39 protein-coding genes are annotated in these 26,540 nt (G+C 44.7%); all 39 read right to left on the bottom strand.

All coding sequences use genetic code 11. The annotated features are described in order from the left end of the window. Positions 1 to 551: 551 nt before the first annotated feature. Positions 552 to 1,142, bottom strand: coding sequence for a hypothetical protein (locus H9X84_RS10360; RefSeq protein WP_205134258.1), 591 nt, complete (start codon positions 1,140 to 1,142; stop codon positions 552 to 554). Positions 1,143 to 1,301: 159 nt separating this feature from the next. Next, positions 1,302 to 1,925: an NlpC/P60 family protein gene (locus H9X84_RS10355; RefSeq protein ID WP_205134259.1), complete on the bottom strand. Its 624-nt coding sequence runs from the start codon at positions 1,923 to 1,925 to the stop codon at positions 1,302 to 1,304. Continuing rightward, positions 1,918 to 2,316 (bottom strand): hypothetical protein, encoded by a 399-nt coding sequence (locus H9X84_RS10350; RefSeq protein WP_205134260.1) that lies wholly within the window; start codon positions 2,314 to 2,316, stop codon positions 1,918 to 1,920. The genes H9X84_RS10355 and H9X84_RS10350 overlap by 8 nt, the downstream gene beginning before the upstream one ends. Then, entirely contained in the window at positions 2,313 to 2,579 is a 267-nt protein-coding gene (locus tag H9X84_RS10345) for a hypothetical protein (protein WP_205134261.1), read from the bottom strand. Before H9X84_RS10345 ends, H9X84_RS10350 begins: the two co-directional genes overlap by 4 nt. Then, positions 2,576 to 2,836 (bottom strand): hypothetical protein, encoded by a 261-nt coding sequence (locus tag H9X84_RS10340; RefSeq protein ID WP_205134262.1) that lies wholly within the window; start codon positions 2,834 to 2,836, stop codon positions 2,576 to 2,578. The genes H9X84_RS10345 and H9X84_RS10340 overlap by 4 nt, the downstream gene beginning before the upstream one ends. Next, the gene (locus H9X84_RS10335) at positions 2,833 to 3,264 is read right to left on the bottom strand and encodes a sigma factor-like helix-turn-helix DNA-binding protein (RefSeq protein WP_205134263.1); all 432 of its coding nucleotides are present in this window, start codon (positions 3,262 to 3,264) and stop codon (positions 2,833 to 2,835) included. Before H9X84_RS10335 ends, H9X84_RS10340 begins: the two co-directional genes overlap by 4 nt. Next, positions 3,261 to 3,797 (bottom strand): putative phage tail protein, encoded by a 537-nt coding sequence (locus H9X84_RS10330; protein ID WP_205134264.1) that lies wholly within the window; start codon positions 3,795 to 3,797, stop codon positions 3,261 to 3,263. The genes H9X84_RS10335 and H9X84_RS10330 overlap by 4 nt, the downstream gene beginning before the upstream one ends. Further along, a complete protein-coding gene (locus H9X84_RS10325; RefSeq protein ID WP_205134265.1) occupies positions 3,794 to 4,852 on the bottom strand; it encodes a baseplate J/gp47 family protein in 1,059 nt (352 codons plus the stop codon). The genes H9X84_RS10330 and H9X84_RS10325 overlap by 4 nt, the downstream gene beginning before the upstream one ends. Then, a complete protein-coding gene (locus H9X84_RS10320) occupies positions 4,853 to 5,281 on the bottom strand; it encodes a DUF2634 domain-containing protein (protein WP_205134266.1) in 429 nt (142 codons plus the stop codon). It abuts the gene before it with no gap. A gap of 19 nt (positions 5,282 to 5,300) precedes the next feature. Next, the gene (locus H9X84_RS10315) at positions 5,301 to 5,714 is read right to left on the bottom strand and encodes a DUF2577 family protein (RefSeq protein ID WP_205134267.1); all 414 of its coding nucleotides are present in this window, start codon (positions 5,712 to 5,714) and stop codon (positions 5,301 to 5,303) included. An 8-nt stretch (positions 5,715 to 5,722) separates the two neighbouring features. Next, positions 5,723 to 6,697 carry an XkdQ/YqbQ family protein gene (locus H9X84_RS10310; protein ID WP_205134268.1) on the bottom strand — a complete coding sequence of 325 codons (975 nt, stop codon included), beginning with the start codon at positions 6,695 to 6,697 and terminating at the stop codon, positions 5,723 to 5,725. Positions 6,698 to 6,710: 13 nt separating this feature from the next. Beyond that, entirely contained in the window at positions 6,711 to 7,367 is a 657-nt protein-coding gene (locus H9X84_RS10305) for a LysM peptidoglycan-binding domain-containing protein (protein ID WP_205134269.1), read from the bottom strand. Positions 7,368 to 7,381: 14 nt separating this feature from the next. Then, the gene (locus H9X84_RS10300; RefSeq protein ID WP_205134270.1) at positions 7,382 to 9,385 is read right to left on the bottom strand and encodes a tape measure protein; all 2,004 of its coding nucleotides are present in this window, start codon (positions 9,383 to 9,385) and stop codon (positions 7,382 to 7,384) included. A gap of 75 nt (positions 9,386 to 9,460) precedes the next feature. Then, positions 9,461 to 10,981 carry an exonuclease domain-containing protein gene (locus tag H9X84_RS10295; protein WP_205134271.1) on the bottom strand — a complete coding sequence of 507 codons (1,521 nt, stop codon included), beginning with the start codon at positions 10,979 to 10,981 and terminating at the stop codon, positions 9,461 to 9,463. Between the two features lie 204 nt (positions 10,982 to 11,185). Continuing rightward, positions 11,186 to 11,569 (bottom strand): phage tail assembly chaperone, encoded by a 384-nt coding sequence (locus H9X84_RS10290; protein ID WP_205134272.1) that lies wholly within the window; start codon positions 11,567 to 11,569, stop codon positions 11,186 to 11,188. A gap of 16 nt (positions 11,570 to 11,585) precedes the next feature. Beyond that, entirely contained in the window at positions 11,586 to 12,023 is a 438-nt protein-coding gene (locus tag H9X84_RS10285; protein WP_205134273.1) for a phage tail tube protein, read from the bottom strand. 12 nt (positions 12,024 to 12,035) lie between these two features. After that, positions 12,036 to 13,091 carry a phage tail sheath subtilisin-like domain-containing protein gene (locus H9X84_RS10280; protein ID WP_205134274.1) on the bottom strand — a complete coding sequence of 352 codons (1,056 nt, stop codon included), beginning with the start codon at positions 13,089 to 13,091 and terminating at the stop codon, positions 12,036 to 12,038. After that, positions 13,092 to 13,550, bottom strand: coding sequence for a phage tail terminator family protein (locus tag H9X84_RS10275; RefSeq protein ID WP_205134275.1), 459 nt, complete (start codon positions 13,548 to 13,550; stop codon positions 13,092 to 13,094). Next, positions 13,547 to 13,999, bottom strand: coding sequence for an HK97 gp10 family phage protein (locus H9X84_RS10270; RefSeq protein ID WP_205134276.1), 453 nt, complete (start codon positions 13,997 to 13,999; stop codon positions 13,547 to 13,549). Before H9X84_RS10270 ends, H9X84_RS10275 begins: the two co-directional genes overlap by 4 nt. After that, positions 13,962 to 14,339 (bottom strand): phage head closure protein, encoded by a 378-nt coding sequence (locus H9X84_RS10265; RefSeq protein ID WP_205134277.1) that lies wholly within the window; start codon positions 14,337 to 14,339, stop codon positions 13,962 to 13,964. The genes H9X84_RS10270 and H9X84_RS10265 overlap by 38 nt, the downstream gene beginning before the upstream one ends. Positions 14,340 to 14,351: 12 nt before the next feature. Beyond that, a complete protein-coding gene (locus H9X84_RS10260) occupies positions 14,352 to 14,651 on the bottom strand; it encodes a head-tail connector protein (RefSeq protein ID WP_205134278.1) in 300 nt (99 codons plus the stop codon). Then, entirely contained in the window at positions 14,638 to 15,048 is a 411-nt protein-coding gene (locus H9X84_RS10255) for an SAP domain-containing protein (protein ID WP_205134279.1), read from the bottom strand. Before H9X84_RS10255 ends, H9X84_RS10260 begins: the two co-directional genes overlap by 14 nt. 20 nt (positions 15,049 to 15,068) lie before the next feature. Continuing rightward, positions 15,069 to 16,214 carry a phage major capsid protein gene (locus H9X84_RS10250; RefSeq protein ID WP_205134280.1) on the bottom strand — a complete coding sequence of 382 codons (1,146 nt, stop codon included), beginning with the start codon at positions 16,212 to 16,214 and terminating at the stop codon, positions 15,069 to 15,071. A 2-nt stretch (positions 16,215 to 16,216) separates the two neighbouring features. Then, positions 16,217 to 16,807 (bottom strand): HK97 family phage prohead protease, encoded by a 591-nt coding sequence (locus H9X84_RS10245; protein ID WP_205134281.1) that lies wholly within the window; start codon positions 16,805 to 16,807, stop codon positions 16,217 to 16,219. Continuing rightward, the gene (locus H9X84_RS10240) at positions 16,797 to 17,969 is read right to left on the bottom strand and encodes a phage portal protein (RefSeq protein WP_205134282.1); all 1,173 of its coding nucleotides are present in this window, start codon (positions 17,967 to 17,969) and stop codon (positions 16,797 to 16,799) included. The genes H9X84_RS10245 and H9X84_RS10240 overlap by 11 nt, the downstream gene beginning before the upstream one ends. Positions 17,970 to 18,050: 81 nt before the next feature. Continuing rightward, positions 18,051 to 19,757, bottom strand: coding sequence for a terminase TerL endonuclease subunit (locus H9X84_RS10235; RefSeq protein WP_205134283.1), 1,707 nt, complete (start codon positions 19,755 to 19,757; stop codon positions 18,051 to 18,053). Further along, on the bottom strand, positions 19,750 to 20,298 hold the full coding sequence (locus tag H9X84_RS10230; RefSeq protein WP_205134284.1) for a hypothetical protein: 549 nt from the start codon (positions 20,296 to 20,298) through the stop codon (positions 19,750 to 19,752). The genes H9X84_RS10235 and H9X84_RS10230 overlap by 8 nt, the downstream gene beginning before the upstream one ends. A 108-nt stretch (positions 20,299 to 20,406) precedes the next feature. Then, complete coding sequence (locus H9X84_RS13120) at positions 20,407 to 20,658, bottom strand: HNH endonuclease (protein WP_243423737.1); 252 nt, start codon at positions 20,656 to 20,658, stop codon at positions 20,407 to 20,409. Between the two features lie 284 nt (positions 20,659 to 20,942). Beyond that, positions 20,943 to 21,347, bottom strand: a complete 405-nt coding sequence (locus tag H9X84_RS10220) for a hypothetical protein (RefSeq protein WP_205134286.1) — start codon at positions 21,345 to 21,347, stop codon at positions 20,943 to 20,945. Next, on the bottom strand, positions 21,344 to 21,562 hold the full coding sequence (locus H9X84_RS10215) for a hypothetical protein (protein ID WP_205134287.1): 219 nt from the start codon (positions 21,560 to 21,562) through the stop codon (positions 21,344 to 21,346). Before H9X84_RS10215 ends, H9X84_RS10220 begins: the two co-directional genes overlap by 4 nt. Positions 21,563 to 21,975: 413 nt before the next feature. Next, positions 21,976 to 22,392 carry a hypothetical protein gene (locus tag H9X84_RS10210; protein WP_205134288.1) on the bottom strand — a complete coding sequence of 139 codons (417 nt, stop codon included), beginning with the start codon at positions 22,390 to 22,392 and terminating at the stop codon, positions 21,976 to 21,978. A 12-nt stretch (positions 22,393 to 22,404) separates the two neighbouring features. Then, complete coding sequence (locus H9X84_RS10205) at positions 22,405 to 22,809, bottom strand: single-stranded DNA-binding protein (protein ID WP_205134289.1); 405 nt, start codon at positions 22,807 to 22,809, stop codon at positions 22,405 to 22,407. Then, positions 22,806 to 23,015: a hypothetical protein gene (locus H9X84_RS10200; RefSeq protein WP_205134290.1), complete on the bottom strand. Its 210-nt coding sequence runs from the start codon at positions 23,013 to 23,015 to the stop codon at positions 22,806 to 22,808. Before H9X84_RS10200 ends, H9X84_RS10205 begins: the two co-directional genes overlap by 4 nt. Next, a complete protein-coding gene (locus H9X84_RS10195) occupies positions 22,999 to 23,667 on the bottom strand; it encodes a hypothetical protein (RefSeq protein WP_205134291.1) in 669 nt (222 codons plus the stop codon). The genes H9X84_RS10200 and H9X84_RS10195 overlap by 17 nt, the downstream gene beginning before the upstream one ends. Before the next feature lie 58 nt (positions 23,668 to 23,725). Further along, positions 23,726 to 24,280, bottom strand: a complete 555-nt coding sequence (locus H9X84_RS10190; protein ID WP_205134292.1) for a hypothetical protein — start codon at positions 24,278 to 24,280, stop codon at positions 23,726 to 23,728. Then, entirely contained in the window at positions 24,225 to 24,977 is a 753-nt protein-coding gene (locus H9X84_RS10185; RefSeq protein ID WP_205134293.1) for a rolling circle replication-associated protein, read from the bottom strand. The genes H9X84_RS10190 and H9X84_RS10185 overlap by 56 nt, the downstream gene beginning before the upstream one ends. Positions 24,978 to 25,191: 214 nt before the next feature. Continuing rightward, entirely contained in the window at positions 25,192 to 25,551 is a 360-nt protein-coding gene (locus H9X84_RS10180; RefSeq protein ID WP_205134294.1) for a DUF3846 domain-containing protein, read from the bottom strand. Next, a complete protein-coding gene (locus H9X84_RS10175) occupies positions 25,548 to 25,832 on the bottom strand; it encodes a hypothetical protein (RefSeq protein WP_205134295.1) in 285 nt (94 codons plus the stop codon). The genes H9X84_RS10180 and H9X84_RS10175 overlap by 4 nt, the downstream gene beginning before the upstream one ends. Beyond that, a complete protein-coding gene (locus tag H9X84_RS10170; RefSeq protein WP_205134296.1) occupies positions 25,807 to 26,397 on the bottom strand; it encodes a hypothetical protein in 591 nt (196 codons plus the stop codon). Before H9X84_RS10170 ends, H9X84_RS10175 begins: the two co-directional genes overlap by 26 nt. Positions 26,398 to 26,540: the final 143 nt, after the last annotated feature.

The raw sequence follows: 26,540 nt of genomic DNA, 5'->3' as shown, positions 1-26,540 counted from the left end.
AAGGGCTGAAATCTTTACAATGAAAGATTTCAGCCCTTTTTGCTCTCCCGCGCTTTCAGATATAAAAAAAGAGTGTCCATAGACACTCTTTTTTGAAGCTACCGACGGGACTTGAACCCGCATTTATGAAAATATCAAACAATCATTAAAACCCACTTATTTCAACAAAAGGCATAAAATCAATATTTTTATATGGGTATGTCAAAACAGCATATGGTAAAATCGCTATTATTTAAGGTAAAAAACTGTATTTTGATTTAAAGGTTAACACAACAGTTAACACAAACAGAACTATATTTTAATAACAAACAAAAGAGCGGGGCTTTCGCCCCGCCTCTTTCATTTCTTTGCCAAAATTGTCATACCTCCTTTGCTAGTCATATTTAAGTGCACTTGATGGGAATCAAACCCTGTAAAAACGGCTAAAACCCTTGATTTTACTGGGTTCTCGATATAAAAAAGTTGCATAAAAGTTGTATTTTTAGATAAAAACAGTCTTGTGGTATAGTTTTATTCCTCTTTCTCAAATTCAATACTTGTTATAGAAAAAATTATTTTATCAACAGTGAAGACAGGAGTGGAATAAATGGAGCAAAAATCGTCATATGGTTTGCTATACTTTGTATAAAAGCATTATACTTTTCTATATATGACTTTGTTCCAGCATGTTTTTTCATTTCATTTACAGCAAAAATAATATCTTTTTCATTATCCAGTCCTTTTGCAAGAGAGCAAATTGTATCCATAACTGCTAAATCATTATCTGTTATTTTATAGGTGATAGAGTTATCTGTTGAATTAATATTTATTTTTTCTGCATTCGAAATGTTATATTGATTGATAATTTTATTATCATCATTGTCAATAATTTTTGATTGTCTTCTATATTTTATTTGATAATGATCTGGAATCCCATAACTTCCTTTATGGAAACCACGGTCAATAACTAAAAATTGCTCTACTGAACCAGATGGTAAATCCCTTTCTACTATATCTCCTTCTTCAATATCGATCTCCGTATTCTCAATAAATATTTTCTTACTATCAATAACCGCATCGATATTTTCAATAATACTTGAGTCGCGCTTTACTATTTTTACTTTTTCGTTAGGAAACGCAGAGAATATACCACTTGCTTTCATAGTTGCCTCCCATTTGCTAATATCTTTTTTATCATTTAGATTATTCTCATATTAGCATAAAATATTGAAAACATCAAATTCAACTTTTATATTTTTAGGTGCTACCTCAATCTATTCATAAGCTGTAATTAAAAACTATAATTTTATATTCACTATTTCTCACTTCTTAATCAGAATGGCAATATTACCTTCATTACTGATCTCATACCCCAGCACATCCGCAATATCCCTGATCTTGATATAGTTTGTACCGTCCTTCAAAATCCGCTCCACAGCATACTCCTTACCATTCACAATCAATTTCGCCTGCTCTACCACTTCGTCATCTACCTCCTGTTTCACTGTGTAATCAATATCCGCCAGTCTCAGCCAATGGGTAAATCCAGCTTTGCTCAGCTTATTCTTCCGACATCCATAAGCGCTGCCATCCTCAGCGATGTATTCCCCGTTTCCAATATAAATGCCGATGTGTCCCTTCTGCCACACAGCCGCCCCGATCGGCGCTTTAGAGATTGTCGAGATGGGCTGCACTTCCAGCGCCGTATCATGGTATCCCTGAGAATTTCGGATGATGCCTGTAGCCCAGGAAATCAGACCGGAACAGTCACAGCAGACTTTTCCTACCTTATTTTTGTCACTGTCCCAGACCAGATCTCCATACATAGATTTCAGCTGGTTATATTTCTCCAGCGTCATGACCGCACCTTTCATCCCATACACATAAGGCGTTCCCAGCTTGGACAGTGCAAACGCCACCAGTTCCGCCGCCGTTACCTTAGCCATCAATCTCCACCCCCTCCAGGATTCCCTGTGCCAAAACACCACTTTCCACATAGGCGGCCGCCTGTTCATTCTGTGCCAGCATATTCCGCATCTGCTCCAGGGCTTCATCCACCCAGAGAGAGAATGTTTCAAACGATACGGCCAAAGCTACCGCCGGGAACCGCTGCACAAACAAGTCGTAGACCTGCCGCAGCTTCAGCTGTCCTGTGCCGCCGCCCAACTGCTTTTCCGCCTCCGTCACGGCGTACAGCAGCCATTCCTTTACCTTTTCTGTCTGCTCCTTTGCCGGCAGATTGAAAAAATTCACGGTAATAATAATGGCCATTGCAATCATCACAATGGCCGTCACAATAAAGTACCAGTTTTCAATAATAAAATTCAGCGCTTTCATGCTTCTCCCTCCTTATTTGTCCATACACTGTCTTTTTCCTTTTCATATCGCAATCTTTCCTCCTCTTTCGTTTCTTTGAAGGACTTAATGCAATAGGTAATGACCGTACCAATGATGGTCGTTACCACAGTCATAGACAGATTTTCCGCAATTTCCACGCGGCCTAAAAAAGCCAGTAAATAGGATAACTGCAAATCAAACAATGAAATGGCCATTACCCACTTTACCAGCTTCTTCGTAAACGTCTTTCTTCTCTTTTTCAAGGCTCGTACCACTTCCCGTCTAACTCATGGAGCCGCTGTTCGTGGTTTTGCAGCATTCCATCCTGCCTGCGGTTATGATCCCATATCCGCTGATGTTCTTCTTTTTTCTTTTTCTTGATTTCATCCACAGATCCCGATATGGATATAATATTTTCCGTCAGTTTTGTAACGGCATTGGTCAGTGGGATGATCGTTTTTACAACCGTTATAATAAACGCTGCCAGAGCGATAATCCCCGCCACAATATCCCATGTCATATAGTCACCTCTTCTTCTTCTTCTCTCATAAACCCCGCCAGTTTATCCAGCGCTCTTTCTTTGATCCGAAATATGGTAGCCCTGCTCATATGCATTTTCATACTGATAGCATATATTGTCGCGCCGCGGCCATAATACAATCGCATAACCATTTCCTCTTCTGCGTCCAAGCCTACTACCAGTTTTTCTATCCTGTCAGAAAATCTGTTCAGCGCCTCAATTCCCTCTGTCAGATTTTGTATGCTTTCCTGATGGGATTTTGCAATTCTTTCTAAATCAACCCCATCCATCTGATCCTTATTTCGGCCCAAGCCTTCCAGCAAATTTTGATATTGTCCGATCCTGACCTGGCGTTCAGCGCAGACCTGCTTTACTCTGCCCCATTTGCGCAGTTTCCGCTTGACTTCATCACGATCTGTTTTTTTCATACGATCTCCCTTTCTTTCAGTTCTCTATGTCGATATGGCCGCAGCTGCCCGTGGGTATATCTATGTAAATCCGTGTGGTTGTTGTATTTGAATATGATCTCAAAGGTCAAATGCGCTGGCTTGATTTCTTCAATGGCCTTTTTCAGGTCCTCCACATTCGGCGGTATCCCAATAATGGTTTCCATGATGATCAAAAATTTGTATATCCCATTCTGTTCTACCACACGCACCTGGCCGCCGAGAAAGCTCTCGGATACGGATTTGATCAGCGCCACTGTTGTGGTGCCTGTGCCCATCATTTTTGCCCGCACTGCCGCTCTCCGGAACTCATATGATTTTGTCAGGTCTGTATTGACGCCAAACATCTTCTCCCACTCTTTCAGCCCCCATGTGGCCGTATCAAGATACAGCTGATTTCCCAGATCATCAATATCAACTTCTAATTCAGTGCCAACCCATTCCAGGGTCTCCTGCAGTTCCACCATGGCAGGACTTCTGGTATAATCCTGCGGAAGCAGCTCCATCAATTTCATGTGCTCGCCCCCTCCACGTCAATCGTCCCCATAACCTGAATTTCTTTTTCTCCAATGGAGATATTTTCTGACCCTCCATTGATAGAAAAGCTTGTAACTGTGACTACGCCGTCAATATCATAAAACATTGAAAGGCACTTGAAATAATCTACAGTATTCCGCTCAAATACACTGCTTTTGATATATTCCTCCATCAGTTTCGCATAGGCTGCCTGTACCGCTTCTGCGGTAACCGCGGTAGTGATCTGCACTGAAGCGGCCACATTGATCATTTTTTCTGCTGGCGCCATGACTGTCACTGTGACCCCGATGGGCCGCTGCTCCTCAATATACGCGGCCACACGTTGCAGGATCTCCTCATCCGGCGCTCTTCCGCTGCTGGTAATCGGCATAACTGTTACTGTCCCAGGACCATTATCCAGCGGGAACACCTTGACATTTCCGACGCCTTCCACATTCATGGCCCACATCTTATAATGGTATACATTCCCGCTGGTAGCCGGCGCCTGCAGCTTCATCAATATGCGCTCCACCAACTCAGCGTCTGTTTCCTGCTCCGCACCGCCCAGCATTTTTTCCGCATTGGTAACTGACGTAACTCCAAAAATCGCTGCCGGGAGAATCCGCACACTCCCTGCCAGCACATTATACTTATCCCCCGGCTCCTGAGCCTGTACTGGAAGAGTGATGCTTCCTGCCTCCGGAATCACACCGCCTTCCAGGACTTCAAACAACAGCCCGCCCACAGTAGAGCATAAAGTGCCCGCCGGAATCTCCGTATCCTTTTCTCCAGTAAATGTCACTTCGCCCTTGGCATACGTTCCCTCTTTGCGGATAATTCCGTATTCTTTTCCGCGCTCATCTATGTAACTGCCTGCAGATGTATCCAGAAACATGATTCCCAGCATGCGGTCAAATTGGTTATACGCCTTTTCCATTTCCATGGAAATTGGACTTACTGCGTCTGATGTAAAAGACCCTTCTCTCGTATCTACCAGCGTAATTTTTGACAGAATCTCATCCCTTATATTTTCATAGGTTTTATCTTCATACATTTACACGCTCACCTCTATTTCTGTTTCCCCATAAATTGTTTCCAAATGTCCAGAAACACTCAGGTGCCCCTCTGAAAACGACACCTCTACTTCTGTGACTGCTTTGATATAGGGATTGATCAGCAAAGCCTCTTCTATATAGCGGATGCACTCCGCCTTTGTCAGATTTGGCGTGTAGCTCTGGCCGATCAAACTGTCAATCTCGCTGCCGAAATTCCAGCTGTAAATCAGATAGCGGAATCGTTCCGTTTTCAGTGCCTTATATACCCATGTTTTGATAGCTTTGTTTTCCGCAGCGATTTCGTATTCTCCGTTTTTCAGTCGGGGGACATTGTTTTCAAAATCCCATGCCACTTCTTTGTACAAAGGCAGTTCTGCTCCAGATTCAGTTTCCGCCGCAGTATCTCCGAAAAATGGAAACAGGCTCATCCCTTCCCCTCCTTTCTTTTTACAGCAATTTGCAGACAAGAATGTACTGCTGCTGATCTTTGCTCATGAGGATCAGCACTTCGTCTCCGGCGGCAAAATCATCCAATGTTGTGAATGTTCCATCCGGAACTCCTAGTGTATGCTGGTCATGAGAATGGGAAGCAAAGGAAGCGTCTCCGCCGCCACCGCTTCTTTCCCCCGTCACACCTGTTGCCGTTGTGGTTGCCAGATTCCATCGGCGCTGATACCCTTTCAGCAAAAAACTGTTGATTTTCAAATCCTTCCGCTCCAGCACAATGTCCCCAATGGCAACGGTCAGCGGATTTGCCGTTTTGACTTCTCCAATCAAAAAGGGAACGGGGTTGTTCATCTCACCCTGTTCCCTCATAATTCCTAAAAAATTGTTGTATGGATTATCATTTTCGTTATACATATCTTGCCTCACTTATTTTCGCTTCCGCTTTCTTTCTCATCCATCATGTTTTCAAAATTCAAAGTTAATCTATTCGTATAAACACCGTTTTTCCAGTTGTGCTGATCACCGTCAATATAGAATATTCCCGTCAGACCGGTATACGGTTCTATTACATTGACTTTTTTTCCGGTAATGTATTCCGATGTTCCGAAATTTGTCACAGTGATTTTTCGTTCCACACCTTCTAAAAGGTCATTCGCCTTTTTCGTGTAATCTTCATCCTCACTGGATATCCGCAGAATCTCCGTCATATACCCATACAGCTTGGCATCCGCTTCTTCCGTGAATTCTTTGAGCAGTTTGTCCTCCTTGCTGTATACTCTCACTCGATTGACCATACTATTCAGGCTTTCGCTGACACTGGATGTCAGCAAATTCACATCGCTTTCCAGCGGTGTACATTCCTTTTTGCCTTTCTCCAGCACATACATCAATTCTCCCTCAAAGATGCAATAGTATTTTTTGTCATTGGCCAGTGAGTACGCCGTCATGATGATATCGTATAAAGTCACGTTGAAAAACTTCCTGCTGATCGGTACGCCCGTAATGGATAAACTGCCGATCTGCACGCCGAAATCCCCACAAATCTTTTTGGTGATGGCCTCCGGCGTCATTTTGTTGAATACATAGCTGGCTTTGTTCTTCTTCAGGTAAATTCCATAGTCGCAGCAGCTGTAGTCGATCTCATTGGTCTCTGTTTCTTTTGTTTTGGTCCATACTGGGCCTTGAAACATGACCTTGTCTACATCGATCACTTTGATGATGTCCCCCACATCAATTTTGATCAGCCAGGTACGTTCATCCCCCGCCGCATGGACAATGCCGAACTGACATGATCTGGAACAGCTGCGGTATTCTCCGCTGATGGTCAGGCTGGTGATAATTTCCGTGATCTCCGTCTTGTTTCCTTCTTTGGATATATGGAATGCTCTCATGCTCATCCGGCTTACCTCCTTATGGGATCACATAATTCTGCCCGGGAAAAATCAGATTGGGATTATTCCCAATGACAGATTTGTTCGCTTCATAGATTTTCTTCCATTGGCTTGCGTCACCGTACACCTGCCGGGCGATAGCGCTGAGGCAATCACCGCTTTTGACCGTGTAGCTCTTTGTTTTTTTCGGCGCCGCCGTTGCCGTGTCCGCTCTTGGTGTATTTGCCGCCGGTGCCGCCGATACCGCGGACACTTTCATGGGAGTATATTGCCTTAAGTAGATAGAGTAGGTGATATCCCCATTATCTTCCTTCTTCTCTCCCGATGTGACATCTTCGATGTAAAACTGATCGTTCACGCGGGCGCCGCCGTTGTCCGCAATAACCACCCGTATGATATCCTTGGCATCCTTCCACTGCTCCAGTTTTTTCACATAACTGGCCGGGCTCCCCAGGCTGATTCCGCCTTTTCTCGTAAACAGATATTCCCTGCAGGGGAAAAAACTGCTGATTGTGATACTCTTTGGCTTTCTGCGGCCTGTAACATTGATGTCCCCCAAATTAGTGGCCCGCACTGTTTCGATTTCCATCCCCGCGGTAATCTCATATCCTTCCGGCGTCACGGGGAGAAGGATGTCCTCCCCGGCAGTCTCATTTTTCAGCCAAAACTCAAACATTCTCTTCCCCTCCTTTAGCCGGTATAGCTTGCCGCCGCCAGCATGACTTTTCTGGCAAATTTCTCCGCAAATTTGTCAATATCTGCTTCTTCGCGGATCACGATGCTGTCCGCCAGTTTTGCAATATGTACCCCACCAGCGTTTTCACGTTTATCTGCTTCCACTCTGGTCAGCACCTGCTCGCCTTCATGCAGGATTGCCGGGTACCCATCATACGGAACCCTTGGCAAACCAGTTGCATTTGGATATCCCCCTGGAGTACCATTTTTTAATGCCGTTTTCGCAAAAAGACCATTCAAAAAACTGCCTGCCCCCAATGATTTGATATCTTCAGCGGCATTGTTTACCCTAACAGAACTCCATCCTTTGGAAAATTCGTTTGCCATTGCCGATCCAAAGCTGACATAGTCCCCGCTTTCCACCAATGCGCCTTGGATGCTTTGTACCAGGTCTTTTTCTGCCTGTAGCTTCATTTGGTATTCTTCGCTGTTCTTGTATTCTATTTCTGCTTGTGTATAGGCTTCCCACATACGCTTTTGTGCATCCAAACCTTCCAGACCTTTAGTTTCAATATCTTCGTTTGCCTGTTCCAAAGCGTTAAGGATAGATTGTTGATGCTGATTTTCCATTTCCGCTTCATATGCACCTATCATTCGGTAGGCTTCTTTCATCTGCTCGCCCATTTCACCGTTATAGGCTTCGATTTCCTTCGCCATACCTTCTTTTCTGGCTTCGTTGTATCCTTCACCCATGGCGATCTCAATATTTTTTTTGGCGCTTTCCAACTGTCCCTGCAAACCAGAAAATGTATCACTCATGGCATTGACAGCATCATGGAAACGTTCTCCCTCACTGGTGGCAGTACGCATTGCATCTTCCAGCATATCCGCAGTAATTTCACCGGCGCTCATCATATCTTTTGCCGCCGCTTTTGTGATGCCTTCGTTTTTTGCCACATATTCCAACGGATCAAAACCCCAGCCAACCATCTGATTACGGTCCTGGCCGTTAAGTACGCCAGCACCCATTGACTGCGCAATAGCGTAAGAAAGACCCGAAAATTTATTGGCGTTACCCATGGCAATATTCCCGATCATGTCTGTGTAATCCATGATTTTTTCCTTTTCGATGCCATAAGACAGCATTTCCATACCCTTTGCAAGCATCACAGAAGTATCATATGGCGTCTTATCCCCATATTCTTGGATTGCCTGATATAATTTGGCGCCGGTGGCATCATCTGTCATACTGGCATAGTTGCGTTGGTAATCTTCTCTTTCAGATGCATACACGCTGCTTCTTTCCAGTGCAGAATTCATTTCATTTATGGCACTACTATGCAAACTCTGAACCTCGCTGCGGAAATAATCATCCTCTCTGGTCTGTTTTTCCGCTAATCCGTTTATTGCTCCGGTCAATCCGCCGACCGCGGCCCCCACCGCTGCACCAACTGGTCCCGCAATACTTCCTATGGCTGCGCCCTGAATTCCGCTTCCAACGACTCCACTAATCATTCCTCCGGTATTCTGTCCAAAAACAGATGTAATCGTTGTATTCACATAGTTTTGTGCCGCCGATCCGATCATGCTGCCCAATCCTGCAGAAACAAGACCACTCATAAGTCCCCCTAATGATGCAGAAGAGCCTCTCCCTGCATTGGCATTGCTGGTACGGCTCATATCCGCTGCCAAATCCCGCTCTGCTTTCCCTGCCTCTTTTGCAACCTGCGACAGACGCTTGTATTCTTCATTCAGCTTTTCTAACGCAAGCTGTTTGTCCATGAAGGCTTCCTTTGCTCCATCCACATTGTCCTGCACAGCTTTTGTCAGGTCTTTCAGGTCTTTTTTGGCTTGGACAATGTCAAATTTTATTTCGGTTTTCTTCTGGAATGCCTGATCCTGTATTTTTCTGTATTCTGTCACATCATTGGAAAGACTGTTTACATTCTTCCTCATTTGCTTCAGGCTCTCAGATAGCCCGTCAGATGCTTTGAATACAATGCTGACATCTTTTGACAAGTCTTCACCCCCTTTTTGAAATATAAAAACAGCCTTTTGCAGTCCGAAAATTCTTTCTGCAAAAAGCTGTTCTTTTTATAATTGCTGTTCGTCTTCATATTTCCAAACATATCCACCAGCATGTTTTTGTACACCTTTGGCTGCATCACGAATACTTTTGGAATTGATCCCCGTTTCTCTGATAGCTTCAGCAATACTTTCGTATCTTGCAACGATCACCAGATCATCCGTCATTTGCAAGACTGGTCTGCCTAATGATTTTCTTCCTGCTGATACGTTTTTCTTTTCTTCCGCTTTCTTCTCCTCTTTTGCTTTCTTCTCCTCTTTTGCTTTCTTCTTCTCTTCCGCTTTCTTCTCCCTTTCCTTTTGCTGTTCGGCAGCAATTCTTTCCGTTTCTTTCTCTTTCCATAATCTTTCTTCTTCACGTTCAGATGCTCTCTGCAGCAATTTCGCCACATCATAAACCGAAAGCGTATGCAAAGATTTTATTATACAAACGGCATCCTCCCTTGTAAGGTATCCCATTGCAAGGCTGTACATCTCCTTGTCATAATGTTCTTTGTAGATGTGCCAGATACTTTCTGCCACGTTTTCCAACTGGAAAGGATTTTGAAAGAAAACACGAACATATGCTTCAGTTCCCTCCGTTTTTGAACAAGGTTCTATTTCTAAGTCTGAATTTTGGAAGAATCTTTTTTCTGCAAGGATATACTTTCTCTTCTTCATGAATTTAATTTTGAAAACGCTGGATATGAAGATAACATCTATATAACCTTTTTTATTTTTTGAAAAGCCAAGGAATTCTAAGTCACCTTCGTGATCTGCAATAATCTTCTGAATGTATGCACACGTTTCCATTTCTTCCTCATCAAGGCTGCTTTCTTCCAGATATTGCATATATTGCTTCTGCTGCTCTTTTTTTAGCTTAAGCAGTTCCTGCAGTATTTTCCCGCAGACCTCTGCATCAGCAACAGCGTGGTGAGCCTGTTCGTTTTCAATCCCAAAATATTGTGCCACTGTATTCAGCTTATTACTGCGCAATTTCAACATCTTTCTGGATAACGCAAGGGTATCCACACAGGAAATCGTTGCATCATATCCCAACCGCATCAATGTTTCCGACAAAAAGTCCATATCGAATCTCGCATTGTGGGCGCACAACATCGTCTTTCCTTCCAAGGCATCACCCAAGAATGCCAAAAATTCAGGATAAACAAATTTTTCTCTCGGTGCTTTCAGAAGCATTTCATTTGTGATATGGTTGATTGCTGTAACAGTTGGCGGGACATTTACCCCTGCATCAACAAGCGTACTATATCGCTTGCTCTCTTCTCCGTTTTCAAACAGAACCGCTCCGATTTCTATGATACGGTTGCTTTTTGCTGACAAACCTGTCGTTTCCACATCAAAAGCAATCACTCTTTCAAGAAGTCTCTCTGCCACAGCATCATCCACACTCAAATGGTTCACAATGACCATTCCTCTTTGTTTTTCCGTAGTCGCTATTTGGGATAGTTGACTGTCCTCTCTTTCTAAAAATATTTTCTTCTCCTGCATGACCTTTTTTCTGCGAAATAATTTATCAAAAAATCCCATGTCTGCACCGCCTCTTCACGATCATATTTTCCTCATATTATCACAAAAGGCGACACATCATCAATCATCTTGCCATTTCAAAATCCATGAAAGCCATGAGTGTGATCAATTCCCCATCCGTCATAGCATAACTTTGGGAGGGCAGAATGCCAAACTGTACCCATGCTCGATACATAATAGTAGCTCTGGCATCTCCGCCCCGAATCAGTTTTTTACTTCTTCCAACACATTATTCCCATACCCTGACATTTTGTTTACCACACTGTAAAGTGCCCAAACCTCACCAGCACGAAACATTTTTTCTACAACCTCTTTTCCCGATGGCGTCCCAAACTTTGATGTAAATGATTCATGGCTGAAAGGTTTTCCTTCCACTTCGCAGCATTCCAAAATTGTGTTCATATGCATATCCATGTCATTTTTACTGATTTCCCCAATATGGGCAACCTGTTCCTGTGTCAACGGTTTGCAGGTCACCAAAAATGGCTCTCCCAAAATTTCAGACAGTCGTTTGACCTCATAGGTTTTCTTTTCCTTGTTCTGCAGCTTTTCCAAATCTGTTTCCAGCAGTTTATCTAAAATACTCATCTGATTACTTCCTCCTTTATTTTGGTTCAATAACATCCAGCAGATCCCAGTCTGTAAATGTAAATGGCTGACTTACCTCGCCAAGTTTCTTTGTCGCCCAGTCTGCCAAAATCAGCGTTGAGAACTGAACGCCTTTCAAAACCACTCGTTCCGCTCCCCAAGAATCTGGATCTGCCAATTTACTCATGATGGTAAATGTAGGCGTTTTTCCGGCTTTGATCATATCAGAAATCAAAATTGCCATACGGCTGTTGATTTTCGTCATGGTAATATTGCCGTTGCACTCCATGCCGCTGAATTTCTGGTGTTTTGCCAGATCCCCGCACATAGGCACGTCCATAAACTGCATCTGTACCTCTGCCTTTAGTGCGGTTGCTTCCCTAACCAACTCGCCTTCCAAAAAAACTTGTCCAAAGGTACCGTTTATGGCTCTCCTTTCATCAAACTGTCCCATACTTCTCCCCCCTTAAATATAGAATTTCACGGAAATATCCTCGATGGCATTCAGGATTTTATAGGATGAAGTCAAAAATACATTTGTTCCTGTATTTGCTTCTTTAATCTCCTGTTCTGTCATTTCCGAAGTGTCAATCCCCTTGCCTTTCAGGTAATTACTCTGGGTTTCCAGATCGATTCCTGTTACAATATTTTGGTCCAGCAATTCTTCATCCCGCAGTGCTTCCAGATATGCCTGTATAGAAATGATCAGCAAACATTTATTGTCGTAGCTGTTTGCGAATTTACCGATATAAACATCCTCGCAGGTGGTTTTGATATCGGTATAGATCATATCCATGATGTCTACAATTTTGATGGACTTATAATCTTCGCTTTTTGTTTGCCCTACTGTCACTAGACTGTTGACTGCACGAGCAACCTTCACTTTCTCTCCATCATGGAAAATCACCAGCTCGCCGCCGTTAATCTTTTCATCCAATTCGGACTTGGTAAATTTAGGCACATCATCCACCTCAGAAAGCGGATAGTATGTTGCACTGACAGAAAGTGGAGTACCTGCCAGCAAGCTTGCCATGCGAGAGCAATATTCCGCCGCACTGTATGTTTTTTCTCCCACCTTGATGTCTGATGTAGTGAAATTGATAATGCCTTCATGGTCTGCTTCGGCATTGGGCAGAACTGCTTTTACTTTAATTCCCTTGTTGTCCCGCAATGTCTTGATAAAAGTGATAATTTTGGTGACTTCTTCCGGCGTTACGGTTGGAGGCGCCACAAAATAGTCAAATTTCGTCACCTCTAAAAATTTCAGACCATTTTCTACTGTGTCTGTTAAAATGACCTGCACATATTTTACAGGCATACTGCCGCCATAAAAAGCACGTTCCAAGTATGCTTTATTGTCTTCTGTCAGCCCTTCTGGAATCTGGGTGATGTCTTCCACCTTCGTTACGCCTGCATCCATCTCCGCTTCAATAAGCATCACTGCTACAATACCTCTTTCGCCACGTTTAATTGCAGTAGAGGCTTTACTCTTAAACTCAATTAAAATATTGGGTAATCCCATTTATTTCACCCTTTCTGTAAATTGCACGTTTTCCGCTGCATCCATATTTTCTTCTTCCTTGAACTTGGCAAACGGCGCATCCTCCTGGTACTGGAATCGCACATAAAAAGAAAGCTGTTCATCTGCTTCTTGCGTTTCATAGGTGAAAAGAAGTGTCCTCTCTCCTACCTGCAAAAGAAATGTGTTCAAAAATGCAGTCACCTTTTCTTCGATTTCCATTTTTTCATCAAAATCCGTTGTGCCGTAACCATCCGTTTTTCCAAAATAAATAATCTGTACTTCTCTGTTTGTATCTTGAAAAAAAGCGTTATGCCTGCTTTCTTGATTAAAACTTGGCAAATACAGAAAAGCAGGAGGGGTATATCCTTCCCCTATCTTTCCAAAATAATGCTCCGCTTCCGGAACACATTTTGCAAATTCATTTTTCAATGCCTGAAGAATCTCTTTTCTTCCTGTCAAAACAAATCACCCACCAATTTTTCCACCATTTCCTCTGCGTCACCAATTAACTCATCTTCCAGGTCATTCATGGCGTTTCGGTACATATGTTTCCCCGGTACCCAGCCTACTACGGCGCCTGTACTTCTTGGATTGGTTCTTTGCAGCTCTTTTTTCGGTACTTTTAGAGGACCGCCTCGCACCAGATTGTGCCCCTCCTCCACAAGGTGGGCATGAGGTGCAATTTTGGCATCATTACGCACAGCCGCATACCCGCCGCCGCTGCCAACAGCTAATGTCACGCCTTCCAGCAAGTGCCCTGTGACCTCTTTTGTTGTAGTGGATATATTCTGCAGTACCTTCCGCTGCATTTTTTCTCCTGCGTTTTCAACAAGTTCACGCCTTGCATCCGGAAAGTTTTTTAACATTGCTTCAAACGCCTTGTCCAAATCTTTCAGGCTTTGCTCCATCTCGGTTCCCCCTTTCCGTGATATCAGCTGTGGCCTTGATTTTGAGATACTCATTTCGATACATCACGTTGTCGATAGAGGATATATTGAAAAAAGCCCCTCGAAATAAGATCCTGTCTTTTTCCGTCAGGTCCCGGCAAGCGGAATACCGGATCACAAATTCAACAGTCCTTTCCACGCCGTATTCCTTTGCTTCCCAATATTCCTTTCCGTGCAGACCGTTTACCTTCGCCCACACTTTTTTCAGCGGCAGGAAACAAATTTTTGTATCACCGTAAATCCCCTGCGTTTTTGTCAGACGCTGGATTTCAATACGGTTTCGCAGTTCTCCTGGCTGCATTCAGCTCCCCCCTTACAAAATGATGCGGCAGTATTGGTTGATGATTGCCGATGCCGCTGGATTGATATTCGGTGTTTTCCCGGATGTCAGAATGGTATAGGTGCGGTTTTCGTACATATCCGCCGCAAGCATTAAAAAAGCAAGGGTGAGATCTGCTTTTGTATCGATCTCCTCCTCGCTCATACCCGTTTGACTTTGGATGTACTGTTTGCCCGCGTCCATAATGGCTGCAAAGAGGATGTCCTCTTCCGCTTCACCCTCTGCACGGCAATACAATTTCACATCCTCCAAGGTCAGCTCACTGATTTTCACAAGCGTCACCCTCTGCCTCTGGGCCAATTTCCACTTCAACCTCGATCATCCGCTGAATGATTTCTTTTTTCGTGCCGGCAGTAGAAATACCCATTTCCTTTGCCAGTTTTTTCAGGTCTGCCGCTGACATTTCTTCCAGATCCGCTTCATCCAGATAACCGGCTTTCCGTTCCGCTTCGTCCCTCCCCTGATCTTCGCTGTCGTCTGCATTGGAATTCTGGTTTTCCACACTTTTTTCCTTGCCTTTATCAGGTTCCGTCTGTACCTGACCCATGATTTTTGTTACATATCCTGCTTCCAGCAGATCTTTCAACGTATCATTTTCTTCCAGTTCCATCTCCTGTCCCTGTCTCATAGATACTTTCCCGCCAAAACTTTTTACCGCTTTCACCCACATATTCATATCCTCCCTTCCGCTCAGGCAGATTTCATTTTCAGCACAGCCAGTTTCTGATGGTTGGATACTTTGCTGTCAAATTCCAACCAGGAAAGGATACCGATTGCGTGCATATCCGCGTATTTTTCACGCAGAACCTTGATTTCGATGTTTTCCCGCATGTTTACGGACAATCCACTGTAATCACCGTAAAGGATAGCATTGGCATCCGCCGCAATCTGGGGCATATTGTCAGAAATGTACACAGGTTTTCCCAGCATCTTGTAAGGGAATTCGCCGGAAATATCGTCCTGCAGAAGGTATCTTCCGTTTCCGTCTTTCAACTGCTTCAGCACCACAAAAGTATCCGGATGCATGGTCCAGCAGGCATCTTTCTGATACACCTGTTTTACTTTTGCCTGAAGCGCAATCAGTTCATCTGTTGTAATGGCTGTTGCCGCTGCCGCAACCAATACATTGGTAGTTGCCAGCGCCCCTTCATTTTTTCCGCTTTCCCCGTTAAGCAGCTTTCCTTCCAGGAAAATAGCAATTTCTTCCGCCATCTGGCTGACAACAAAGTCCACCACGCTAAATGCCCCATTGTTTTCCAAAGATTCTCCGATCAATGTCAATGCACCCGCCAGGAAGCCACCCAAGTCAACAGAAACAAACTTCCCGGAATCTGCTGTCAGGGCTTTGAATTCCTCACTGAAAGCCACCTTGATATCATGGCTTTCATTTTTGCCCCATACGGGAATCTTCAAAGTCCCTTTTACGTTATAAATCGTTGCTTTTTCCAGAATCGGGCATCTGTCTTTTACTTCCTTGATGATGCGGTTCGCAATAGTTGTGGGGATGATGGCGCCGTTATCTCCCATAGTCAGGTTCTTTTCGCCTGCACGTTCTTCCACCTTATTCAGGATATAATTACAGAACGCTCTTTCTTCCAGCGCTTCCGCCGTAGGCTCTTTTTCAGCCTCTTTGATCTTGAACCCTTTTTCTTTTCTGGCTCTTTCTTCCGCCGCAATGGTGCTGTCAATCTGTTTGATTTCTTTTTCCAGATTTTCAAACTTTTCCAGCTCCTCCTGGTTCATGGCTCTTTCTTCCGTTTTCGCGGAATTTACCAGTGTTTCCATTTCCTGAACCTTTTCGTCTCTGTTCTCCTGTAATTTTTTCAAAAAACTCATGTTCATTCTCCTTTCAGCTTTTTCAGTCTTTCTTCCAGTTTGGTGTAGTCCGGTTTCTTCTTTTCCGCTTCAATCTGCATCGTAATTTCACCGGCCATAGATCTTTCTTCGATTTCTTCCTCCCCCTCTGCCCGCACCTCTACGCTGGTGGCGCTATAGCAAGAATTTCGGTGAATAACCAGTGTGACATGATCCAGTGTGATTCCTCTGATATGACGTAAGGGCAATTTCCCCTCACGTTCTTCCAAAGAATCGATCACATTTTTCATGCCAAAGCTCCATCCTTTGATCAGTTTTTCACGGGCTGCCTTTACCACTTCCGCATCGGATGTAACGGTTTCTGCCTTCAGACCAATGGCATCTTCTTTCAGTGTCAATGATCCGTCACCTGTTCTTGTAATGACCCGCTCCCGATTATGATCGATGGTCATTGGGATATCTGTTCCAGATTCCAATGCCTTGCGGAATACGCCGCTTTCCACCCGCTCAATCACTTTCCCTCTAGGTGTAATCACCGGGCGGCTCTCACGCTCTACCACATTGACATATCCTTCAATCCGTACTGTGTTATCTGCTCTGACTTCAATCCTCATGCTTCTCACCTCCCTTCACGTTTGAAAAATCCATGACCTTATTTGTGTTCGGCGTATAGATGGTTCCTGTTTTTGGATCGACCAGCACATCATTCAAGCCGATCTTTACCCAGTTGAATCCCAATGGCGGCATATCTTCTCTGGCTCGTACTTCATCAATTTGCATGATGTTATTTTGAACCGCAATGCCATAGGCTTCATAGCGTTCCTTCAAATCCCCTCTGGTGATTTCCTTTGTATCGAAGGCAAAATAAAAGGACCCTTTCTCCCGTTCCAGAAGAAGGTCCCTGTCCAGCGCCGTTTCGATGGTGTTCAGCAATCCCATCACTGCGTCGATATATTCCTTTCTGTCGTTGTTGGTTGCCCCGCCGGTCAAAATGCTGGAAGGAAATCCGAAAATTTTGCAGATTTCCTCTCCGTTGCTTTCCTTGTTTTCGTTGAGCTGCATTTCCACAGAGGTGTTAGAGCTTTCCTTGAACTTCGCCCCTTTGTTCAGCACCACGACATTTTCCGTGTCGTTGCTGTATACTTTCCGCCATGCGTTTCTGATGGCGTCTATGGACTCTTTGTCGAGCCTGTTTTCTGCCTCTATAAAACCTTTCTTATTGCCGCCTTTTTTCACCAGATTTTCTTCAAATACCAAAGAATTATAAGCCACGCCAAAAATCAGCGGATTTTCCTGCCAGATAGGCAGAGAAGAAGCGCCATCCCTGGCTCTGCGGTGGATCTTGAAAAATTCATGGGGCAGATATGTCCGTCCATTGACCATGATGTCATAATCCTTAAATATCGGATCTGCATTTATCACAATGGAAACATCTTCTTCTTTCACATAGTGCAGGCTTTTGATTTCCAGCCCTTCTCTGTTGATATAGACATACCCGCCTTTGCCCAGATAGTAGTCTTCTATCAAAGCACGCCAAAACTCATCGCTGTTAAGGGTATCTCCCGGATCAGCGTTGAGCAGCCGCAGCCGATAATCGTCTTTGATTTCCTGAACCTCTCCATCCACCACCTGATACATGCGTATGGGCAAGCGGCAGACGGTACCAGCAATCTTTTCAATACAGCCTTTTACCGTTGGAATCTGGAGCACTGTTTTTTTATTGATGTTTGATTCTCCGATCAGTGCCTGCAAAAGGCTTTCTTCTGCAGTTACCATTGGGCTTCCCTCTGCCCTGTCCTCTGTGATTCCAAAAAAATCTTTCATACGTTCCAAAAATCCCAATTTCTCACCCCCTTCTTATATGATTTGCGCGCCCCAACTATCCTCACCGAGCAGCACCGCATCCTGCAGAAGGTAGATGGCGTTAATCAGTGATACGACCATGTCCACTTTCCCGGATGATCGTTTCTTGTTGACATACTTATTCAAATTGGTGTCCTCGGTGCATCTGGCGTTCTGGAAATTGATTTCCAGCATCAGGTTTTGTTCGTAACAAAACAATTTGTTGAGGATATACTCCCGCAGCAGTTTTGTAGGTCTGTGCAGTGTTTTGCTGTGCTGGATGATTTCCACACACTCCAACGGGTTTTTATCATCGTTTTCCAGCTTCTGTACGGTCGATAGAGCGTTGTATCGGTCATACCCTACCTGTTCCACTATAACGCCGTATTCCTCCGGCAGGGACAGGATAAAGCGTTCCACAAAGCTGTAATCAATGACCTCCTCGCCGCAGGAGAAACACTCACCGGCGGCAATGAGTTTTTTATAATTGACACCTTCTTTTTTGCTTTTGATGACAATTCTTTCTTTGGGGATAAAGCCCCACACTTTTGCATAGATTTTCCCAGTTTTTTCGTCATAGGTCACCATTGCCACAGATGTATTATCGTCTGTCTGGGATAGATCCAGTCCGACCCAAACTCTACGCCCCTTCCAAAATGCTTTATCCCCCTCCACACAGCACTGTCTGACCTTGGTGATATCAATATACCCTTCTGTTCCCAGTCCTTTGTAGCGGATGTTATTGTGCTTACAGAGGTAGTTCTCCCGCTTATTCTCATAAAGAATTGCGTATTCCCGCTTCTCAAGCAGATTTTCAAAAACATCTTCGTTGTTTACAGCTACAGGATTGCTCTGGTAAATGACCAGATCTTCCGTCTGCCATAAATCATTTTGTAGAAATTCATCGTTTGGCTCATAGAGCAAAGAAAAACGCCTTTTTCTGTTATGCAGACCATCCAGCACCTTTTTTGATATGTCAATTTCGTCAATCATGACGTTATCTTCGTTTGGGTACTGGGTACTGATGATAATGCCCAGCTTATTGATCAGCGTGATCTGGGAAGACCTCATTGCTTCCACCGGATAGCTGTCCATGGCTCCCGCTTCATCCGCCAGAAAAGCATTTGCCAGTTTACCATCCATCCTGTCTTCCGAATATGCCAAAGGGGTATACTCGCTGTCCGTCAATTTACAGCGGATCTCACTGCGCAGAATTTTGAAAACACTCTCATCCGCAATGGCAGGGCTGCACTTTATGATTTTCCTGATGCTCAGCTTAAGCTCTGACGACAATTTCAAATCCGGCGCAACGGAAAAGAATCTGGAAAAAGGCGGTTCTGTCAGCATCAGCAAGATAAATATAACTGCCGAATAAAACGTTTTGAAATTTTTTCTGCAGATTTCAAGCACTGCCGTTGTGTAATATCGGATATCTCGCCCTTTGCTGTCATACTTTTTCGTACAGAGCACAGCAATAATCAAAAACCAGGCGTAATCTTCCATACCGTCTGCCATTGGGCAAAGCAAATCCGGGTGAATCATAATCTTGAGCAAATTCGATATCTTTTCCACTGCCTTTTCATCTACAAAGGCTTCTTTGCTCTTTCCGTCAGCTATTTCCAGCCATTGTTCCGCCTGTTTTTTGATATAACGCCCCACCTTGCTGTTTTCTGGCTGTATGCACCATAATGCGTATTGATACGCCTTTGTTTTTTCAACCACCTTTCAATACCTCCAGCAGCGGATTCGTTGGTGTTTCTTCTTTTTTGGGCACATTCCGCAGGGCAGACGCAATGGTCATAATATTTTCTTTCTCAATATCCATCAGCATCTTTCTTTTTGCCTGAACCTGTTTGTCCAGGTCAATGATGTTTTTCTGTATCTGATTTTTCAGCTTATAAAATGCGCTGATGGACATCCCGCTGTCGATCAGTTCTTCCTTTTCTTCATCCAGACTGCATAGATCCCGAAAGAACTGCTCCCGTTTTCCTTCAAACTCAAAACACTCCGCATAAAGGAGGCAGTAGCGGTTGATCACATTCTCGTAGATGGCATCCCATTTGTTGATGCTCATCAATATTTTTTTCAATCTAAGAAATTCCTTATGGGCAGTCAGATTCTGCCTAGTCTCTGGTTTCTCTTTCAACGTTTCACCAGTGGCAAACGCAGCTTCACCCTTTTTTCGAGCGTCCATTTCTGCTTTTGTACGATGGCTTTTTTTCTCTTGTGCCAACACCGCATACGGTTTTGATGGTCTGCCCATGTTACCCCCTCCTTTCTGCCATTTTCATTTCGTTTTCATTTTGGGAATTTTTTGTGAAGAAAGGAGGCCTCGTGGTCTAAGAGGCTCTAGATTTTTCAGACCTTACCCCTAGGGCGGGATATCTGCCACGACTTGGCATCCATTCTCCTCATTTTCTCTGGCAATCTCCAGCAGCAAAGGTTCAGGAATTATCCCTGCGTCAGCCATTTTATGGTGTCGCACGCAAAGGGTAATCAGGTTCTCATTTTCCAGACGCAGATCATAGTCATCTGCCAGCGGAACAATGTGGTGAACTTCTAATTCTTGGCTGTTAAACTGCCGGACTGTATCAAATAGTTTTTTCATGCAAATTTGGCACAAAAACATATCTCTTTCTTTTATTTCTTTCGCTTTTTTTGTCCAAACATTCTTGGACCGAAAACGGTTTTGTTCTGTTCCGTATTTCTTTCGAATTGGTTTTTTGGAACAGATATATTTTTTGTCATGGATCCGACCGCAATAAGGACATGACCTTAACATGGATTTACCTCCTTCCCGGAATTCCCAGACAAAAAGAAAAAGACCGCTTATGCAGTCTTTTGTCTGTTTTTATTCCATGATACATCATACCACATTGATATGTGACATTGTGTGCCATCCTATGGTCACCAAGAAAAATGCTGTAATGCTGCACCATGAATTCTAATAATTTGACGATAGCTGTAATGCATTTCTACGGCAATCTTCTCCCAGCTCTGACCAATGAGATATCTTCTGGTCAGCACTTCCTGCTCTGTTGCATTTGGAATTTTTTTCACTTGATTCCAAATCTCATGATATGTAATCATCTGCATTTCTCTTTCCGTTTCCAGCTCCCGCAGCAGTTCATCCAATCGGGCAGCATATCCAGACAGATCAGATGTCCCGCTTCCATGTGGCATGCCATCAAGTGTTCCGGATGGACTTGTTTTGTTTTCACGCAATGATTCAATTTGTTCCTGTAATAAATTCGCTCTTCTTTTTGCATCTAAGTACCGGCGTAAATATTTTTTCTTTTCATTGTTGCTCATTTATATTCCCTCCCACTTGGCTTATGGCGGATTTTCACTTTTTCAATTAGCTCAAAATCACAGATACGCAGCATATCTTTAATCAAACCAATCAATCTCATTGCGTTGCGGTCAATTTCTTTTTCTTTTTTGTATATGGTCCGAAGAGCCGTTGCTGCTGTTGGGTCACTGTACCCGCTTCCATTCCGGCTAAGTTCTTTATCGAAATTTTTCATAGCCTCCTATCCCCTTTCCGGTTCTTTTTCTTGTCAATTATCCTTCCAGATTTTTTTAGTGAAAAATAATGGTCAAAACCCCACTTTTCTATAGGCGGATTTTCTAAATTTTGAAGTAATCCTAAAAAGCCTTAATTTTTCAAGGAAAATAGCCTATCGGAAAATGCCAAACGCATGCCATTTGGACAATTGTCTTTTTGGCACGCGAAAATCTGATTTTTTAGGCATAAAATCATCATCTTTTCCCACAATTTTTATGAAATTTCCTGTTCGTATCAATGCCTATTCTCATTGTTTTTTTGAACTCAAACTAACATCATTCCGCCTATTTTTTTGCATTTTAATTGCAAAAAACAATCATGTATTCCATATGTTTTGGCCCTGACTCTCATTTGACCTTGCAGGTGTAGTAGTTATACATTCGCATCCTCCTCCAGATATATTTCCCAGGTGCGCCGCATGGGCTTTTCTCCCATCATTTCGGCCCACACCCGGTCATTCTTCTCGGTAAGCTCAAGGGCATAAAGGGCAGCTTCCCTCGGTGTTCGGAACACCTTCCTTCCGATGTCCTTGTTCTTGTAGTAGTGCAACTGCCGGTATCCGTCTGGGCCAGGCCCATGAAGGACCATCTCATCCCATTTCGGTAGCAGTTTTTGGACCTCCGCTCTGCACACGCAATACTCCTTCTCGCAAAGGCGGCTTCCCTTCGGCGTATAGAAGTGCTCCACTACGACCCAGAAGGCCTCTCCGACCTTCGCCCGGTCTCTCACTCCCCCGCCGCCGGCAAAATTATCAACAATCAATTCTTCCTGTAAATTTATTTGTTTCATATCCTCCCTCCTTCAAAACGGCAGATCATCATCCTCGATATCTTCTATGAGGTAAAACCCATCCTCCGCCGGTTCTCTTCTTGGCTCTTGGTTCTCGTTCTTACTTCCGGCGAAATGCTGTTCCTCTATCACGACTTCCATTTTGCTTTTCTTGTTTCCGTCCCGATCCGTCCAGCTGCGTACCTGCAAACGCCCAACAATGCCGATCATCTGCCCTTTGGAGAAATACTTCTCCGCAAAGCTGGCCGCCTTTCCAAACACCACGCAGGGGATAAAATCCGCTTCTGTCTCGCCTTCCCGCTTCCATCGTCTGTTCACGGCCAGCGTATACCTTCCTACCGCCACAGAATTTTCCCCTTCGGCGTATCTTATCTCCGGGTCCTTTGTCAGCCTGCCCAGCAATACCACTTTATTCAAATCCGCTTCCTCCTCTGCCCCTGACGGATGGCATACCGCTTCCTCGCGTCCGCTTCCCATCCCGCCAGCATTTTTTCTTTTTTCTCCCGCGTCTCCTGCCTCCGCTGGTCCTTCCAGCCCCGATACCTTCCGCAGCTGTCATGGCATCCCGGGTGACGGTCGGCATCACAGCCCATGCAGGGACAAATATTACTGCTTGCTGTCATATTCTCCCTCCTGTCCGCACGTGCTGTTTTCTTTTCGTGCTTCTTCCTTTTCGATTCTCTCAAACTGTATTACCCAAACTAGAGGATTTGCTTGCCATCCAAAACGCTCTATATCTGTGGGCTTAATCGTTTTATCCCAAAGATACGCAAACTCGTCTCTGCTTTTGGCACCTTCGTTTTCTATTTCCCCATTACTGCAATCTTGTAATCTTTGCGCATATACATTACATACTTTCAAGAAAATCCGAGCAGCCTCTTTGGGCATATGGATAGAAGGTCTCCAAGGCATGCTGTCTCTATGTGTCCCATCCGGGTTTAACCATGTGCTAAATACATGACTATCTTTTTTTGCATCAGCAGCATAGTAATATTTCCCGGTTTCTTCAATTATCTGATCGTTCCCATCCAGCTCATAGGCATATTGCCATGTCTCTCTTACCCACAAAATATCCCCTTCTTGAAATGGCGCCTTTATTTTAATCCTCTCTTCTCCCTTTTCAGTCTCCCTTATTTCCCACCATTCGTCGCATTTATAACCGGTCACGTGCAACAGCTTTCCTTCTGGCTGAGATTTGATCACTCTCCGTGTTTCTTTTTTTCTTTCTTCCAGAATGGCAATCGTCATTTCGGTGTTAAATAAAATTGGTTTCATCCCTTCTCCCTCCTTCAAAACGGCAGTTCCCTTCTCTTCCACCACACCCAAACATCAATCACCAATCCACAAAGGCGTCCTCTAATTCTTCCAGCCAAAACCCATCCTCCTTTCCGTGTACACAGACCATCTGTTCCCGGCTCACCCGGAACTGTGCCTCGTACTGGCAGAGCCAGCAGCCATTTTCCGGAATTGTCCCGTATGTATCCATGGCATAGTCCTCGTAGGCCCTCCGGCCCCGCTCCTGTGTCATGGCCTCCATTTCTTCCTGCCGTTCCTCCGCTTCTTCCCGATCCAGCTGGATATAATTCTGTCCCAGTATCTTCATCCATTCCTCCCGGCCGTATTTTTCCTCGTATTTCCGCTGGCAAATGCATTTCAGCACAAGATCCAGCCCCTTCCCTGGATGAGCGTGCAGTCCGCCCAATCCCGCCAGATGTTCCTCCGCCGTCAGCCATACCCAGAACCCGTTTTTGTCGGAGATCTCCCGGCGGCCTCTGCCGTAGAAAATATGATGCTTCTGTAAACCGCTTGTCCTCCCGGTCACAAAGCACCGCTTATCCTTCCCCGTCAGTATGCTCCATGTGTGGCTCCCTTTCTTTTCCGCTGCCATAGTCCTCGCCTCCGATCCTCACCGCTCTTATGTATCTCGTGTGTCCTGTGATTTCCGAGAAATACTGCACTTCCTCAATGATCTTGTAATTCTTTGGTATCCGCAGCCGCTTTGTTTTCTTTTCCTCCGAAACCAGCGTGACCTTCACCTTCGGTTTCTCCAGATTCCGGCTGCCGCTCCACCGCTTCCCGTATTCCTTGTAGTTTTCCTTTGTGATGTAATAGGCCAGTCCTGTATAGTCCCCGCCAGGCTCCAGGATAGATACCATGACCCGGCCCAGGCCCCAGACCTCCGAAAGCTCTTTCATGGACAGATCCATTTTGTTGATGAGCACATGGATATGCTCCCGCTTCCGCCGGCTCTCCACCACATAGAGATATTTCAGCTCCGCATAGCCCTTTCTTTTCCGCAGCCGTTTTAATCGGCTGATAAAATTTCGGAATAACCGCAGGGCCGTTTCTACGCCTGCCCGCTCCCGGAAGGTCAGTGTCAAAAATAAATCGCCCTGCCGGAAATTGGCGTTGACCATGCGGGCGCATTTCCTTCTGGCCTCCAGACAGTTGTATTCCGCCATTTTCTCCGGGGACACATTTTCCGCCGCCGCCCGCTCACAGCTGATCCCTCGTTCTCTGGGAGAGAAATATTCCTTCGCTTCGTATACGTCCCCCGCCCATATTCTTTTGATATATCTTGGCATGGATTCACCTTTTCCTTTTCTGCATGATTATAAATTCCGGTGTCCCTCTATGATTTCAGGGACATGGCCCTTATGTTAATTTCATTATCAAGGAGCGAAAGGGACCGCCGCCCCTTGATATTTCCGCTGTTTTCTGGTATACTTTTCCTGCATGAGATTCACACTTTAAACGGGCTGCGCCTCCCCCAAAAGGGGGAAGGACAGCCTTGTTTTTTTATGCGAATAATCTTTCCAGCTGCTCCATCTGCTTCCGGGTCAGACTGACGAATCCGTCTCCCCGCACCCCCGCCAGCAGGAAATCCCCGTTGATCTGGCACAGATGCTCGTTGACGGGCAGATCCAGCAGCTTTCCCTCTTTGTTGCAGATCAGGACAACGCCCTCCGCCATGGTCACCGTCTCTATGTATCCGCCCACCGCCTTCTGCCATTCCGCCAAGCTGTCCTTGATTCGGATTCGCTGTATCTTCCCTTTGGCCGGTACCAGCAGCGCCTCCAGTTCTTTCTCTTTCTCACAATCACACCGCTCCCCATGATCCAGATGGGCGCCGCACTTTTCACATTTCTCGTATTTCATTTCTTGTCCCCTCCCAGCTCTATCTGTACGCCGATGATCCGGACGGCGTCTTTTGTCTTTTCTATGTCCTCCGCCGTCAGATCCTTCACCATCATGCCGACCATACGAAACAGCAGCCCCTTTCCGTAGATCAGCTTTTGCTCCCCTTCCCAGCCGTCATACATAGGCCCGTCCGGGTTCTTCTGGGCGTCATAGGCAAGAAATACCCTCTCGCTGATAGGATGCATGGGCACAATATCCACGCCGCCTACGGCCTCAATCCTCGCCGCCATGTCCAGCATCTGCGGGCTCTGCTGTATTGTTTTCTGTCCTTTCTCCGAAACAAAAATCATCGTCACTGTTTTCATACATCCACACTCCTTCCCGATTACTCTCCATTACGCACTGCCGCCACATCGTTTCTATTTTTTCCGCTAGATCCTCTGACATTTTCACCGCCGCGATAACAGCTACCAATATCAGGCCATCTTTTACCGCTATCATTCTTCTGCCCTTTTGGCCACGCAGGAAAAAACGCAGATATTGGCTATCCATTCTTCGTATCGGTTCCAACAGTTCCTCATCCATCCAAACGATCCCATCCGAGACATAAAATGGCGTCAGCAGCATATTGTTGTAAACGATAGAAATCCCCGCTGGGTCCGCTGTCAGTTCTCGCTCTGCCACTCTGTCCTGTTTTGTTAGTCCTTCTAGGTCGATCCTATCTCCTCTTTCCCATTTATCTTTCTTGTTTTCCGGAACTCCCAGTAAATTCAAAAAATCGTCACTTGTCATTTTGGGTAATCCCTCTAGCCGATATATGGCTTCCATGGTATTTACCCACTGGCTGCCTTCCAAATCCTCCATGATGTACACAATCTTGTTTCTTTTTGCAACCCTCGTGGATCTATATTAAATAAGTAGACACGATTTATAAACAGATGTACCATAATGTTAGACACCAAAAGGAGGTATCTTTATGACTAAAAAAAATTATTATGATGAGGATT

Origin of the sequence: Anaerotignum lactatifermentans (assembly GCF_016902535.1) — a bacterium.
GTDB classification, from domain to species: Bacteria; Bacillota; Clostridia; order Lachnospirales; family Anaerotignaceae; genus Anaerotignum; species Anaerotignum lactatifermentans_A.
Note: the sequence above shows the minus strand (reverse complement) of the source record. Positions and strands in the feature narration are given on the sequence as shown.

Coding starts and splice junctions, on each gene's coding strand:
- H9X84_RS10360 (WP_205134258.1), bottom strand. CDS start 1,142: ATGAAAGCAAGTGGTATATTCTCTGCGTTTCCTAACGAAAAAGTAAAA.
- H9X84_RS10355 (WP_205134259.1), bottom strand. CDS start 1,925: ATGGCTAAGGTAACGGCGGCGGAACTGGTGGCGTTTGCACTGTCCAAG.
- H9X84_RS10350 (WP_205134260.1), bottom strand. CDS start 2,316: ATGAAAGCGCTGAATTTTATTATTGAAAACTGGTACTTTATTGTGACG.
- H9X84_RS10340 (WP_205134262.1), bottom strand. CDS start 2,836: ATGACATGGGATATTGTGGCGGGGATTATCGCTCTGGCAGCGTTTATT.
- H9X84_RS10335 (WP_205134263.1), bottom strand. CDS start 3,264: ATGAAAAAAACAGATCGTGATGAAGTCAAGCGGAAACTGCGCAAATGG.
- H9X84_RS10330 (WP_205134264.1), bottom strand. CDS start 3,797: ATGAAATTGATGGAGCTGCTTCCGCAGGATTATACCAGAAGTCCTGCC.
- H9X84_RS10325 (WP_205134265.1), bottom strand. CDS start 4,852: ATGTATGAAGATAAAACCTATGAAAATATAAGGGATGAGATTCTGTCA.
- H9X84_RS10320 (WP_205134266.1), bottom strand. CDS start 5,281: ATGAGCCTGTTTCCATTTTTCGGAGATACTGCGGCGGAAACTGAATCT.
- H9X84_RS10315 (WP_205134267.1), bottom strand. CDS start 5,714: ATGTATAACGAAAATGATAATCCATACAACAATTTTTTAGGAATTATG.
- H9X84_RS10310 (WP_205134268.1), bottom strand. CDS start 6,697: ATGAGCATGAGAGCATTCCATATATCCAAAGAAGGAAACAAGACGGAG.
- H9X84_RS10305 (WP_205134269.1), bottom strand. CDS start 7,367: ATGTTTGAGTTTTGGCTGAAAAATGAGACTGCCGGGGAGGACATCCTT.
- H9X84_RS10295 (WP_205134271.1), bottom strand. CDS start 10,981: ATGGGATTTTTTGATAAATTATTTCGCAGAAAAAAGGTCATGCAGGAG.
- H9X84_RS10290 (WP_205134272.1), bottom strand. CDS start 11,569: ATGAGTATTTTAGATAAACTGCTGGAAACAGATTTGGAAAAGCTGCAG.
- H9X84_RS10285 (WP_205134273.1), bottom strand. CDS start 12,023: ATGGGACAGTTTGATGAAAGGAGAGCCATAAACGGTACCTTTGGACAA.
- H9X84_RS10280 (WP_205134274.1), bottom strand. CDS start 13,091: ATGGGATTACCCAATATTTTAATTGAGTTTAAGAGTAAAGCCTCTACT.
- H9X84_RS10270 (WP_205134276.1), bottom strand. CDS start 13,999: ATGGAGCAAAGCCTGAAAGATTTGGACAAGGCGTTTGAAGCAATGTTA.
- H9X84_RS10265 (WP_205134277.1), bottom strand. CDS start 14,339: ATGCAGCCAGGAGAACTGCGAAACCGTATTGAAATCCAGCGTCTGACA.
- H9X84_RS10255 (WP_205134279.1), bottom strand. CDS start 15,048: ATGTGGGTGAAAGCGGTAAAAAGTTTTGGCGGGAAAGTATCTATGAGA.
- H9X84_RS10250 (WP_205134280.1), bottom strand. CDS start 16,214: ATGAGTTTTTTGAAAAAATTACAGGAGAACAGAGACGAAAAGGTTCAG.
- H9X84_RS10245 (WP_205134281.1), bottom strand. CDS start 16,807: ATGAGGATTGAAGTCAGAGCAGATAACACAGTACGGATTGAAGGATAT.
- H9X84_RS10240 (WP_205134282.1), bottom strand. CDS start 17,969: ATGGTAACTGCAGAAGAAAGCCTTTTGCAGGCACTGATCGGAGAATCA.
- H9X84_RS10230 (WP_205134284.1), bottom strand. CDS start 20,298: ATGGGCAGACCATCAAAACCGTATGCGGTGTTGGCACAAGAGAAAAAA.
- H9X84_RS10220 (WP_205134286.1), bottom strand. CDS start 21,347: ATGAGCAACAATGAAAAGAAAAAATATTTACGCCGGTACTTAGATGCA.
- H9X84_RS10215 (WP_205134287.1), bottom strand. CDS start 21,562: ATGAAAAATTTCGATAAAGAACTTAGCCGGAATGGAAGCGGGTACAGT.
- H9X84_RS10210 (WP_205134288.1), bottom strand. CDS start 22,392: ATGAAACAAATAAATTTACAGGAAGAATTGATTGTTGATAATTTTGCC.
- H9X84_RS10200 (WP_205134290.1), bottom strand. CDS start 23,015: ATGACAGCAAGCAGTAATATTTGTCCCTGCATGGGCTGTGATGCCGAC.
- H9X84_RS10195 (WP_205134291.1), bottom strand. CDS start 23,667: ATGAAACCAATTTTATTTAACACCGAAATGACGATTGCCATTCTGGAA.
- H9X84_RS10190 (WP_205134292.1), bottom strand. CDS start 24,280: ATGGCAGCGGAAAAGAAAGGGAGCCACACATGGAGCATACTGACGGGG.
- H9X84_RS10185 (WP_205134293.1), bottom strand. CDS start 24,977: ATGCCAAGATATATCAAAAGAATATGGGCGGGGGACGTATACGAAGCG.
- H9X84_RS10180 (WP_205134294.1), bottom strand. CDS start 25,551: ATGAAATACGAGAAATGTGAAAAGTGCGGCGCCCATCTGGATCATGGG.
- H9X84_RS10175 (WP_205134295.1), bottom strand. CDS start 25,832: ATGCTGGACATGGCGGCGAGGATTGAGGCCGTAGGCGGCGTGGATATT.
- H9X84_RS10170 (WP_205134296.1), bottom strand. CDS start 26,397: ATGGAGGATTTGGAAGGCAGCCAGTGGGTAAATACCATGGAAGCCATA.